The sequence below is a fragment of the Christiangramia sediminicola genome (assembly GCF_031344135.1).
In the GTDB taxonomy this organism is placed as follows: domain Bacteria; phylum Bacteroidota; class Bacteroidia; order Flavobacteriales; family Flavobacteriaceae; genus Christiangramia; species Christiangramia sediminicola.
Map to the genome: position 1 here is coordinate 8,591 of NZ_JAVJIU010000005.1, position 13,053 is coordinate 21,643.

Consider the following 13,053-nt stretch of genomic DNA (forward strand, 5'->3'; position numbering starts at 1 on the left):
GCGATGATTCAGTCTTTACGGCAACACCATCTGATGGCGACAACTACTTGTTCTTTGAAGATGTAAATGATGATGGTGCGTATGATGCAGCAGATGATGGAGCAGCTTTACAGGATGGAGCTTCAGCTACTTATACTGCCGCTCATTCTGATGGTGATAAAATAGGTGTTGTAGTAACTTATAACAATACCGATGCAAACTGTAGTGATACAGCTGTGACCACGGCAGAGGTTTATGACAATCCAACGGCCACCCTCAATATTCCAACGCTTGATTGTTTTTCAGATTCTCCTGGTGTAGCTGTTTTGGAACCAGTTGATAAAACTAACTATGAATTCAGATTAGTTGTAAAAGGGCAATCAGGTAGTTTTGCAGACTATGTTGGTCCATATACTGGTTTATTAGAGGAAACTGATTATGTTATTACCATAAGAGATAAAACTACCCTTTGTGAGAAAGATTATGAATTTAAAACAGGTAAATTATTTGATGTACCACTAAATCCAGTAGTGGATGAAACTCCACCAACGTGTGATAGTTATGATGGATCAACTTATTACGGTAGTATCGAGGTAACTAACCATATTGCAGGATATAGTTATGCAGTAATTTCATTGGCAGATTTTAATAACCTTTATAGTAGTAATATTGAAAATATACCACTAAATCAGTTCACCCAATATCCTAATGCAACAGCAATTATTACGAACATTCCGGTGGGAGAATATGTAGTTGTTGGTAGAAGCTCTGATGGATGTCTGTCTGGGTTAACTCCGGCGGAGTTAATTCAGCCTGAATGTATGACCTGCGAAACAGCCTTTGCAAAAAGGAGTGATACAGATGCTGCAAATAGATCATATTGCTTTATCAATGAAACTCCAGACGACACCAATGCATCATACGATCTAGAAATTGATGCTAACCGATGGGGATGGACGAATTTTATAAGTATTTCAGAGTTTACTGATGAGAATAACAATACGTTCACGATGGAATTATGGGCAGCAGCTGGACAATGCGACATCAATAAAGGTACGTTGGTTGGTCAGGTAAAAGTTGTTTACGAAAATGGTGAAGTATCAGTTTCCTATGAAATGCTAACAGGTTACTGGCTTGGTGGAATGCATACTTACGTTGGTCAGGAGCCATATATGTGGAAACAAAAAGGTAAAAATGTAGAATATACCCTTGCGCCCGGCCAATATCCATTTAATTCTGATGGTGGTGAATACACTTATTCCACAACGATAGAACCGATAACTGTTCAAGGTGTAGAAGGTTTCTATGTGATCGCTCACGCAGATGTTTGTACAACAAATACTGAGGAGTATAATGATAGATTGTTAGCTGAGTCAGAGCCAATTAATATTACGCTCAATAAAAGAATTGGAACTATGGTCTATTCTCCAGATTCAGGAGGTGGAAAACCACAAAAGTCCACTGCTAGTACTTCATTAGCTGAAACATCAGATCCACTATTTAGTGTGGCTCCGGTACCATTCTATAACGTATTGAATATTGGTTATCTGTTTGATTACACTTCAGATGTTACCATCCAGGTGTTTGATTTGAATGGTAGATTATTAGCTACATATTATGATACGGCCGTGAATGCTGATAGTATCTCTAGCTTTAGCGTAGATTTCAGAACGAAGTCAAATCAGATCTATATTTTGAGAATGACGACCGATAGGGAAGTTTATTCCGCAAAAATAATAGCAGGAAAATAATAGAATAATTTAAAAACAGAAAGAGCAGCCAGTTGGCTGCTCTTTTACTTTATAATTATATCAAGAATTAATCCTTAAGAATACTTCTGGAAATCACGATCTTCTGAATTTCGGAGGTTCCTTCGTAGATCTGAGTGATTTTGGCATCTCTCATTAGTCTTTCTACATGATATTCCTTTACATATCCGTTACCACCATGTACCTGTACTGCTTCTACAGTCACGTCCATTGCAGTTTTAGATGCGTAAAGTTTAGCCATTGCACCTGAAAGATCATAATTCTGTCCCTGGTCTTTATCCCATGCAGCTTTCATTACTAAATGTCTTGACGCCTCAATAGAAGTGTGCATATCTGCCAATTTAAAAGCAATTGCCTGGTGATTGCAGATTTCGGTTCCAAATGCTTTTCTCTGCTTAGAGTAATCTTTTGCAAGTTCATAAGCACCGGAAGCAATTCCCAATGCCTGCGCAGCGATCCCAATTCTACCACCTGAAAGTGTTTTCATGGCAAATTTGAATCCGAATCCATCTTCTCCAATTCTATTTTCCTTAGGAACTTTTACATCATTAAAGTTCAAGGAGTGCGTATCACTTCCTCTAATTCCTAGTTTTTGCTCCTTTGGTCCAATTTCAAAACCTTCCCAGTCTTTCTCCACAATAAAAGCATTAATACCTTTATGCTTCTTCTCTTTATCTGTCTGTGCGATCACTAAATAGTAATCTGCAGAACTTCCGTTGGTGATCCAGTTCTTGGTTCCGTTAAGAATATAATGATCTCCTTTATCTATTGCAGTGGTTCTTTGAGAAGTTGCGTCGCTTCCTGCTTCTGGTTCAGATAAACAAAAAGCTCCAAGTTTTTCTCCCGTAGTAAGTTTTGATAGATATTTCTTCTTTTGCTCTTCATTTCCAAAAGTATCAAGTCCCCAACATACTAGTGAGTTGTTTACAGATACCATTACAGAAGCTGAAGCATCAACTTTTGAAAGTTCTTCCATGGCCAGAACATAAGATATAGTATCCATTCCGCCTCCACCATATTCCGGTGATGCCATCATTCCAAGAAAACCAAGATCACCCATCTTTTTAATAAGTTCCTTCGGAAATTCCTGCTTCTCATCTCTCTCGATAACCCCTGGAAGTAATTCTGTTTTCGCAAAATCACGAGCGGCATCGCGTATCATTATATGTTCTTCGGTAAGTTTAAAATCCATTTAAAAAGAAATTTATAAAAAACTGATTTTTGGAGGCCAAAGATAGCTTTTTGATACCTATTTTTCAATTGATATTAAGTATTTTTACGAATATGGAAAAAACGGATTATAGGTTGATCGGTGTGATGTCTGGCACTTCTCTTGACGGAATTGACCTGGTTTTTACCGAAATAAGCTTCAAAAACTCTGTAGATTTCTCCATAATTGCTTCTGAAACTTTTCCATATTCTGAGGATTGGCGTAATAGACTGGAAACTGCTGTAGACCTGCCACCAGAGGAATTAACCAGGTTAGATGAAGAATATACAACCTATCTGTCTAAGGTTATAAGTCAATTTATTCAGAAATATGATATAGATCTTCTGGATGCCGTTTGCAGTCACGGACATACGGTTAAGCATAGGCCAAAGCAAGGATTTACTTTTCAGATAGGGAATATGCCGCGTCTGACTAATCTTATTAAAGCTCCGGTGGTTTGTGATTTCAGGGTTCAGGATGTTAAACTTGGCGGTCAGGGAGCTCCATTGGTGCCGATTGGCGACGGACTTCTATTCAATGAATATAAATATTGCATTAACCTGGGTGGTTTTGCCAATATTTCAACTGAAACGGATTCTCAAAGAATCGCTTATGATATTTGTCCAGTAAACACTGTGCTTAATTACTTCATGCGGAAATTGAATAAGGAGTTTGACGAAGATGGAAAATTATCGAATTCGGGAAAGTTGAATGAAGAATTGCTTCAAAAATTGAATTCGCTACGTTATTATTCAAAGCAGCCACCTAAATCTTTGGGAATAGAATGGGTAAATTCTGAGATTATTCCGCTACTTGAAAATTACGATGATATACCTGAGATTTTAAAAACATTTTCGGTTCATGCGGCTACCCAGATTGCAAATTCTCTGGATAATGATCCTGATTCTAAAGTTCTTCTTACCGGAGGTGGAACTTTCAATTCTTATCTGATTCAAGAAATAAGATCTAGATCAAAATGCGATTTTGTAATTCCAGACAAGGAGCTCATCAATTTTAAAGAAGCCTTGATATTTGCTCTTCTTGGTGTTTTGAAATTGAGGGAGGAAGTGAATGTTTTAAGCTCTGTTACAGGTGCAAAAATGGACCATTCTTCAGGTCGGGTTTATGAACCCTGAAAATTTTGCCAAATTCGGAATTGAGCCTGCTTAGTTTTTTATATTTGCTTCAAAATATTTCAAAAATGAAAGAATTACTCAAAGTATACGAAAATAAAGAGCCCGAAATAGTATTTAACTGGAAAGATTCTGAAACCGAAGCTGAAGGCTGGACGGTGATCAATTCACTTCGTGGTGGAGCTGCCGGTGGAGGAACCAGGATGAGAAAAGGATTAGATCAAAACGAAGTTCTTTCTTTAGCTAAAACTATGGAGGTGAAATTTACCGTTTCTGGCCCTCCAATTGGTGGTGCAAAATCGGGTATTAACTTTGATCCTGCAGATCCTCGTAAAAAAGGAGTTTTAGAGCGTTGGTACAAAGCTGTATCTCCATTGCTTAAAAGTTATTACGGTACAGGAGGAGATCTTAACGTTGATGAGATCAATGAAGTAATTCCAATTACAGAGAATTGTGGTGTCTGGCATCCGCAGGAAGGGGTTTTTAGTGGACACTTTCAGCCGACAGAATCAGATAAGATCAATAGAATTGGTCAGCTTAGACAGGGAGTAATTAAAGTTCTAGAGAACACTAATTTTTCTCCTGATGTGAGCAGAAAATATACTGTTGCAGATATGATCACCGGTTACGGTGTTGCTGAAGCTGTTCATCATTATTACACCATTTACGGCGGTGATATTAAAGGAAAGAGAGCTATTGTGCAGGGATTCGGAAATGTTGGATCTGCTGCGGCTTACTATCTTTCTCAAATGGGAGCTAAGATTGTTGGAATTATAGACCGCGCTGGTGGATTGATCAACGAAGAAGGATTCAGTTTTGAAGAGATAAAGCAAATGTTCCTTGATAAGGACGGAAATGCTTTAAGACATAAAGATGTAATGCCATTTGAAGAGATCAATGATAAAGTATGGAAGTTAGATGCTGAGATCTTCGCGCCATGTGCTGCATCCCGTTTAATTTCAAAAGATCAGATCACTAATCTTATAGACCGTAAGCTCGAAGTTATTTCTTGCGGAGCGAATGTTCCTTTTGCAGATAAAGAAATTTTCTTCGGACCTATTATGGAATATACTGATGAAAGAGTAAGTCTAATTCCAGATTTCATTTCAAATTGTGGTATGGCCAGAGTTTTTGCTTATTTCATGGAAAGAAGAGTCCAGATGACAGATGAAGCTATTTTCAATGATACTTCCATGACCATCAAAAATGCTATTCAAAATACTTTTGATAACAATAGCAGTAAAACCAATATTAGTAAGACAGCTTTTGAAGTTGCTCTAAAACAGCTTGTTTAAAAGATTGTTTATACATTTTTAAGCTGCGGGTCAAACCCCACTGCTGATTAATTAAATTTGGTTTACAATTAAAATCATATTAGCACGTTACATTAAAAAACCCATTTATACATATGCTTAATTTTATTCAGCAGGACGAGGTGGTAGATGCTGCTCAGGCAGCAGAACCAGTCGTAGAAGAGAAGACATTATCGTTATTCGATCTTATGTTTAGCGGAGGTCTTGGTGGTCAGATCATCATTATCATTCTCTTTATTTTATTATTTGCTGCGGTTTATATCTATTTTGAAAGACTGTTTGCCGTTAAAGCAGCCAGTAGAGTAGATAAGAACTTCATGCATCAAATCAAGGACAGCGTTCAAAGTGGAAATATCGAATCTGCAAAGATTAGATGTGCACAGAGCGATTCTCCTGTTGCAAGGTTAACTGAAAAAGGTATTTCCAGAATTGGAAGTCCGTTGGAAGATATAAACACGGCTATCGAGAATGCTGGTAGGTTAGAGGTTTATAAACTGGAAAAGAACGTAAGTATTCTCGCGACAATCGCCGGTGCAGCTCCTATGATCGGTTTCCTGGGAACTGTTATTGGTATGGTGCTTGCTTTCCATGAACTGGCTACAAGTAGTGGGCAGGCTCAAATGGGTGCTCTGGCAGAAGGTATTTATACTGCCATGACTACTACGGTTGCAGGTCTTATAGTAGGTATTATCGCTTATATAGGTTATAACCACCTTGTTGTAAAGACAGATAAAGTGGTTCACCAGATGGAAGCTACCGCAGTAGATTTCCTTGACCTTTTAAACGAACCTGCTTAATATGAATTTAAGAGGAAGAAATAAAATAAGTCCGGAGTTTAGCATGAGTTCGATGACAGATGTAGTTTTTCTGCTGCTCATCTTTTTCATGCTAACCTCACCGGTGATCACTCCGGAAGCTTTAGATCTTATACTTCCGAAGGCGAAAGGAAAAACTACCAACAAGCAAACGCTTTCTGTTAGTATTACCAAAGACCTTCAGGTGTATATCAATAGTGAAAGAATTAGTAATAGTGCGTTGGAATCTACTCTGAAAAGCAAATTAGCTGGGGAAGAGAATCCAACCATTATTCTAAGAGCTGAAGAAGGAGTGCCAATTGAAAAGGCGGTAAATGTTATGGATATCGCCAATAGAAATAGTTACAAGATAGTTTTAGCGGTTAAACCTGAATAGAATGTCGATGCTGGAAACAAAACACGAGAAGAAATCCTTTACCATTACGGTAGCAATACACGTAGTGCTAATTCTTCTTTTGATATTTTTCGGCCTTACCTATTTAGACCCGCCGCCGGAAAGTGGAATTGCCATAAATTTTGGAACTTCTGAAGTTGGTTCTGGAGATAAGCAACCAACAGAACCGGTTAAATCTGCACCTAAACAATCAACTGCACAGCCTGTTAAATCTGAACCGGTTATTGAAAAGGAAGTAGTAACTCAGGATATTGAGGAAGCTCCAGTAATTGAGAAGAAAAAGAAGAAACCAACTCCGGTAGAAACCAAGCAGCCGGAGCCACCTAAGGAAGATCCAAAACCGGTTAAAAAACCGGAGCCAAAACCAGATAAATCTACTAACGATGCTTTAAGCAGTATTTTAAATGGTCCTGAAAGATCTGGAACGACGACGGGCGGCGAAGGAAACGATAATGTAGCTGGAGATAAGGGGAGTCCAGATGGAGATCCTAATGCCAGTTCATATTACGGTCAGGGAGCCGGACTTGATGGTGACGGTAATTATAGACTTGGTGGTAGAAAAGCCCTGAATAAAGAAAAATTTGTCCAGGATTGTAATGAATCTGGGATCGTTGTGGTAAAGATTGTAGTGAACCAGTCTGGTCAGGTTGTAAGTGCTCAGCCGGGAATGAAGGGAACTACCAATAGTGCTGCATGTTTAACTGGCCCTGCAAAGAGAGCTGCTCTTGCCACCAGATTCAATAGTGATTCTAATGCGCCATCAAAACAGGTGGGAACAATTATCTATAATTTTAAACTTTCCGAATAAGTGAAAACTTATCACGAAACTGTTGAGTGGATGTTTCAGCAGTTACCTATGTATCAAAGAGTAGGGAAACAGGCATTTAAAAAAGACTTATCCAATACCTTAAAGCTTGCAGAACACTTAGGGAATCCTGAAAATAAATTTAAGAGCATACATGTGGCTGGAACCAATGGAAAAGGTTCAGTGAGCCATATGATCGCTTCAGTTTTGCAATCTGCGGGATATAAAACGGGATTATATACTTCACCTCATTTAAAAGATTTCAGAGAACGTATCCGAATTAACGGAAAAGTAATACCTCAGGAAAATGTCATTGCATTTATCGAGGAGAATCAAACATTTCTTGGCTATAATCATTTGAGTTTTTTTGAAATGACTGTAGGTATGGCCTTTGATCATTTCGCAAAAGAAAAGGTTGATATCGCCATTATTGAAACTGGAATGGGAGGTAGGCTGGACTCCACAAATATCATTATTCCAGAATTATCGGTAATCACCAATATCGGTTTAGATCATACAGCTTTCCTTGGAGACAATCTTACAGCTATTGCTGGAGAAAAGGCCGGTATAATTAAGAAAGAAATTCCTTTGGTTATAGGTGAAAGGCATAAAGAAACCAAAGATGTATTTATTCAAACTGCAAAGGAGAAAGATTCCAGGATCGAGTTTGCTGAAGATCATAATTTCGAAAAATACAATACCGATCTTAAAGGAGATTATCAGAAAAAGAATATCAGGACAGTTCTTACATCATTACAGTTACTCCGGGACCAGGGATGGGAAATTTCTAAAGAATCTATCGTTAATGGTCTTAATAACGTTAAACTTCATACTGGACTTCAGGGAAGATGGGATGTGATTAGAGAGAAACCAAAAGTGATTTGCGATACTGCACACAACGCTGAAGGTCTGAAGATCGTGCTCAAGCAACTTCAAAAGTTGAAATTTGAAAATTTACACATAGTACTGGGAGTTGTGAATGATAAAGATCTTTCCAAGGTATTGCCGCTATTTCCCAAAACAGCCAAATATTATTTTTCTAAACCTAATGTCCCTCGTGGACTTGATGCAGCCATATTGCAATCTGAGGCTGTTAAATTTGATCTAGATGGACGTGCTTACGAATCGGTTCATGATGCCTTCCTGGCTGCTGAGGAGGAGGCATTGGATGAGGACCTGATATTTATTGGTGGAAGTAATTTTACGGTTGCAGAAGTATTGTAGTTCTTGAATATCTTCGCAATGTTTGGCTTAAAATGAATGCAAATTAGCTTTTACAAACAGCAATATGCTGATGCTTAACAGCTTACTTTTTGCTGGGAAATCGATAATTGGAATTATAAAAAATTATTTCATTTTTCGCTCAAATTGTTTTGTGTAATTCAAAATCTGGTCTATATTTGCATCCGCAATCGCAAGGGCGCGTAGCTCAGTTGGTTCAGAGCACTTGGTTTACACCCAAGGGGTCAGGGGTTCGAATCCCTTCGCGCCCACAGATTTTAAAAGGCTTCCAATTTTGGAAGCCTTTTTTTATGCCCTAAAAATAATTTCAATTTCTTTAAATAAATATATCGGGTATTTCTGATTTTTGATATATTTGCATCCGCAATCGCAAGGGCGCGTAGCTCAGTTGGTTCAGAGCACTTGGTTTACACCCAAGGGGTCAGGGGTTCGAATCCCTTCGCGCCCACAGAATTCAAAAGGCTTCCAATCTGGAAGCCTTTTTTTATTCGAAAATTTCTTCAATTTTTCTCTTTATAAATAATAGGTCATTGCATTTTATAATGCGCAAATTTATACATTTGACAAGCTTGGGTGATTAGCTCAGTTGGTTCAGAGCATTACCTTGACAGGGTAGGGGTCACTGGTTCGAATCCAGTATCACTCACAAATTTTCAGACCTCACATAGTGAGGTTTTTCAATTTTATTAAATACCTATCTTTAATAGTCTAATCAAAAAAATAGATCATGAAAAAATTATTATTCTCTGTACTGATATTTCTAATTTCTATTCACTTCTCATTCGGTCAGAATGCATCAGATGAAGAGCAATTAAAAGAACTTGTGCAGCTCTCATTTGATGAGGTATTTTCAGATCGAAATATGGAAATTATTCCGGAATACTTTACAGATGATTTTATTCTTTTGGAGCACGGAGAGATCTGGGACATGGATAAGTTGAAAAATGTGCTTAGCAATGGATCTATGGAAGGAGTGGAACGTCTAAATGAGTTTGAATTTACTCAATTTAAGGTTTCAGGTAGTACAGCATGGATTGCTTATCATAATAAAGCTGTTTTTATGAAAAGCGGTGAGAAAGTTGGAGAAATGAACTGGCTTGAAAGTGCTACCGCTGTTAAAACGAAAGATGGCTGGAAGATGGATATGCTGCATTCCACACGTAAGCCAAAGACTGCCGAGTAATTAAGCCTTTATGGAATCCAGAACTCTTTCTAGTGCCATACCTCTGGAACCTTTGATAAGGAAATAGCAATTTTGAAAGTCTGACTCATTCAAATGCTCTTTCAGGCTCTCCATAGACTTGAATTTGAATATGAAGTTGCTGCTGGTATCTGTATTTTTAAAGTTGTCTCCTAATAAATAGGTTTCAGTAAAATCGCTATTCTGAACGTAATTAGCGATCACCTGGTGTTCTGTAGCTGCGGAACTTCCTAATTCAAACATATCACCTAGAATCGCAATTTTCTGTTTGCTTGTTTTTAGCTGACTGAAGTTTTCCAGTGCTGCGTGCATGCTGGTTGGATTTGCATTATATGCATCCATAATAATGGTATTACTTCCTGCTTCAATTACTTGTGAGCGATTATTATCTGGACTGTAATTTTTTATAGCTTCCTGAATCTCATTGAAATCAACCTTAAAATATAACCCGATGCATAAGGCCGCGGCCATATTTTTTGCGTTATACGAACCGGTTAACTGGCTTGAGAAGTCTGTTTTATTATAATTTAATTCGGCGTTAGGAAGACCAGTCTTGTAATTAACTGAAACATCAGCATTCTTATCTTCTCCAAAGGTAAAAGTGTGGCTGTAGTTCTCGTGTCTTTTCTGAACTTCGTCATCTATGTTTAAAAAGATCAATTTATGTCTTTCCTGAATGTCTTTATATAGTTCTGTTTTGGCTTTAACAACTCCTTCCAGGCTTCCAAAACCTTCGAGGTGTGCTTTACCGAAATTGGTGATATATCCATGGTCCGGGTTTGCAATACTGCAAAGAAACTCGATCTCATGTGGATGATTGGCGCCCATTTCAACGATTCCAAATTCTGTCTGGTCGTCCATAGACAATAAAGTAAGTGGGACGCCGATATGGTTGTTCAAATTGCCTTTGGTAGCTATCGTTTTAAATCTTCTGGATAGAACTGAATTTACCAGTTCTTTAGTTGTGGTTTTCCCGTTACTACCGGTAATGGCAAGAATGGGGATGTCTAGATATTTCCTATGAAACTCTGCCAGTTTTTGTAAGGTCTGGAGAACATTTTTTACAACTATATAGTTTTCTTTATTTTTCGCGAATTTTTTATCGTCTACTACAGCATATCGTGCTCCTTTTTCCAGTGCACTCTCCGCAAATTGATTGCCATTGAATTTTTCGCCTTTCAAGGCGAAGAACATACTGTCTTTTCTAATATTACGTGTATCTGTATCAACACCTGCACAAAGCAGGAAGCGTTGGTGTAGTCGAGCTGTATTCATAAAATAAAACTATAAAAAAAGCCCTAAACAAGTTAGGGCTTTAAGTTTATTTTATGGTAGTAGCTAATTAATTGCTTCTAGCCGATTTGTTGTTGTCAAGTGATTTTGATCCTACTCTGGACATTGCATTTCTAAATCCAATATAGTCTGTAGCCATATCCTGTGGGAAGTAGCGACGTTGAGCAGGGTCTAACCAGTAAGCTCTGTCTCTCCAGCTTCCACCTTTGTAAACTCTAACTTCGTCACTAACAAGAGTAGTTCTTTTTTCTTTATCGTAACCTCTTTCAGTAATTCCACCTTCAGCGCTACTGTCTGCATAAGTGAAATTGTCATAAGTTGGAGAGTTGTACATTCTCTTAGATGGATCTTCTTCAACTTCCTGGAAAGGTTGGTAGTATCTACTTGAGCTCTTATCTCCATCTCGGTAATCTCTTTGATCACTCTCGTTGAAGTTAGTTCTCATATAGGTGTCTTCTTCTGTAACAGGCACCTGAGCAATCTCACCTGGAAGGTTTCTGGCTACAAGTTTTCCGTTACTTAAAGTATCATATACTATATCATCGGTTCCAACAACTTTTACAGTTCCGTCTTCAGTAATTTCATGTTTTGTATAAACGTTACCACGGTAATAGTTGAAATCGTTAAATTCATCATCTACGATTGGTCTGTATACATCTGCAACCCATTCTGCGACGTTACCAGCCATATCATAAAGACCGTAGTCATTTGGCTCGTAAGTTTTAACTTCAGCAGTAATATCCGCTCCGTCATCACTCCATCCGGCAATTCCACCGTAATCACCATCTCCTTGTTTAAAGTTGGCTAGCTGATCCCCCATTTTCTTAACATCACCATTTCTGGTATACTGTCCATCCCATGGATATTTCTTTCTACCACGGTAAGTGTTATAGTTTCTGATTCCAACAAGTCCTAAAGCAGCATATTCCCACTCAGCTTCGGTTGGTAGTCTATATTCAGGATAGATAAGTCCGCTTTCACGTCCTGGGTAAACTTTCTTAACAGGATTTCCTGCTTCATTAGTTTCGCTTAATCTGTCTTGAGATTCATCTCCGCCCTGGCTAATTTCGGTATTTCCACCGTAAGCCTTGCTTGGAGTGTGAATATAAGTTTCGGTATTGAAAGTTGAAGAAGCGTCTACATCAGTAAGGTGTGCACCTTCTTTAATAAAACCTTCATCTTCTAGACGGTGTTCGTTTACACGGTCTGTTCTCCATTTACTGAATTCAACAGCCTGTATCCAGCTAACTCCTACTACCGGATACTCAGCATAAGCTGGGTGACGCAGGTAGTTGGTAACCATTGTTTCGTTGTATCCTAAACGGTTTCTCCAAACTAAAGTATCTGGAAGTGCACCGTTATAAATATTCTTATAATTCTCTTCGCTTGGAGGGAAAACTCTTCTTAACCAGTCCAGATATTCTAGATACATCTTATTGGTTACTTCGGTCTCGTCCATATAAAAAGACTGTACGTGCTGTTGAGTTGGGGTGTTGTTCCAATCGTGCATCGGGTCATCCTGAACACGTCCCATAGTGTAAGTTCCTCCTTCTACAAATACCAATCCCGGAGCAGCTTCCTGCTCTTTATAATCAGTATTATACTGGAATCCGCCTTCGTCCGAATTAATATCCCATCCGGTAGCGCGTGATGTATTTTTGTAATTGTTGGATTTATTACAGCTTAGTAAGCTAACGCCACAAACTACAGCAATAACGGCTTTTAAAGCTACATTCAATTTCATAGTATTCCCTTCTTTATGATAGAAATTTAGGCTTTGCAATATACTAATTAACGATAAATGTACAAGATTATTTTGTTAATTCTAAAAGAGTCAAAATTCTCATAACTCTCTGATATGCTACAACCTAAGTTCGTTTTATATTCGGTTTATTATTA

11 protein-coding genes and 3 tRNA genes are annotated in these 13,053 nt (G+C 38.2%); 11 read left to right on the top strand and 3 right to left on the bottom strand.

The window, feature by feature from the left end; all coding sequences use genetic code 11:
• Positions 1–1,730, top strand: a 1,730-nt coding sequence (locus RE431_RS13690; RefSeq protein ID WP_309562556.1) for a T9SS type A sorting domain-containing protein, incomplete at its 5' end; no start/stop codon positions are given.
• 67 nt (positions 1,731–1,797) lie between these two features.
• Here the strand turns inward: RE431_RS13690 and RE431_RS13695 are convergent.
• Entirely contained in the window at positions 1,798–2,940 is a 1,143-nt protein-coding gene (locus tag RE431_RS13695; RefSeq protein WP_309562557.1) for an acyl-CoA dehydrogenase, read from the bottom strand.
• Positions 2,941–3,032: 92 nt separating this feature from the next.
• On the opposite strand from RE431_RS13695, the gene RE431_RS13700 reads away from it, so the two are divergent.
• From RE431_RS13700 to RE431_RS13745, 10 genes are all read left to right on the top strand, one after another.
• Positions 3,033–4,094, top strand: coding sequence for an anhydro-N-acetylmuramic acid kinase (locus tag RE431_RS13700; RefSeq protein ID WP_309562558.1), 1,062 nt, complete (start codon positions 3,033–3,035; stop codon positions 4,092–4,094).
• Positions 4,095–4,159: 65 nt separating this feature from the next.
• The gene (locus RE431_RS13705; RefSeq protein ID WP_309562559.1) at positions 4,160–5,386 is read left to right on the top strand and encodes a Glu/Leu/Phe/Val dehydrogenase dimerization domain-containing protein; all 1,227 of its coding nucleotides are present in this window, start codon (positions 4,160–4,162) and stop codon (positions 5,384–5,386) included.
• Positions 5,387–5,499: 113 nt separating this feature from the next.
• Positions 5,500–6,201, top strand: a complete 702-nt coding sequence (locus RE431_RS13710) for a MotA/TolQ/ExbB proton channel family protein (protein ID WP_309562560.1) — start codon at positions 5,500–5,502, stop codon at positions 6,199–6,201.
• 1 nt (position 6,202) lies between these two features.
• Positions 6,203–6,595, top strand: coding sequence for an ExbD/TolR family protein (locus RE431_RS13715; protein ID WP_011710754.1), 393 nt, complete (start codon positions 6,203–6,205; stop codon positions 6,593–6,595).
• A 1-nt stretch (position 6,596) separates the two neighbouring features.
• Positions 6,597–7,421 (top strand): energy transducer TonB, encoded by an 825-nt coding sequence (locus tag RE431_RS13720; RefSeq protein ID WP_309562561.1) that lies wholly within the window; start codon positions 6,597–6,599, stop codon positions 7,419–7,421.
• Entirely contained in the window at positions 7,422–8,642 is a 1,221-nt protein-coding gene (locus RE431_RS13725; RefSeq protein WP_309562562.1) for a bifunctional folylpolyglutamate synthase/dihydrofolate synthase, read from the top strand.
• Between the two features lie 194 nt (positions 8,643–8,836).
• Positions 8,837–8,911, top strand: a tRNA-Val gene (locus tag RE431_RS13730).
• Positions 8,912–9,033: 122 nt separating this feature from the next.
• Positions 9,034–9,108, top strand: a tRNA-Val gene (locus RE431_RS13735).
• 123 nt (positions 9,109–9,231) lie between these two features.
• A tRNA-Val gene (locus RE431_RS13740) sits at positions 9,232–9,306 on the top strand.
• 81 nt (positions 9,307–9,387) lie between these two features.
• The gene (locus RE431_RS13745) at positions 9,388–9,843 is read left to right on the top strand and encodes a nuclear transport factor 2 family protein (RefSeq protein ID WP_309562563.1); all 456 of its coding nucleotides are present in this window, start codon (positions 9,388–9,390) and stop codon (positions 9,841–9,843) included.
• Here RE431_RS13745 and RE431_RS13750 read toward each other — a convergent pair whose 3' ends face one another.
• Both RE431_RS13750 and gldJ read right to left on the bottom strand, forming a co-directional pair.
• Positions 9,844–11,136: a UDP-N-acetylmuramoyl-tripeptide--D-alanyl-D-alanine ligase gene (locus tag RE431_RS13750; protein WP_309562564.1), complete on the bottom strand. Its 1,293-nt coding sequence runs from the start codon at positions 11,134–11,136 to the stop codon at positions 9,844–9,846.
• 67 nt (positions 11,137–11,203) lie between these two features.
• Positions 11,204–12,898 carry a gliding motility lipoprotein GldJ gene (gene gldJ / locus RE431_RS13755; protein ID WP_309562565.1) on the bottom strand — a complete coding sequence of 565 codons (1,695 nt, stop codon included), beginning with the start codon at positions 12,896–12,898 and terminating at the stop codon, positions 11,204–11,206.
• Positions 12,899–13,053: the final 155 nt, after the last annotated feature.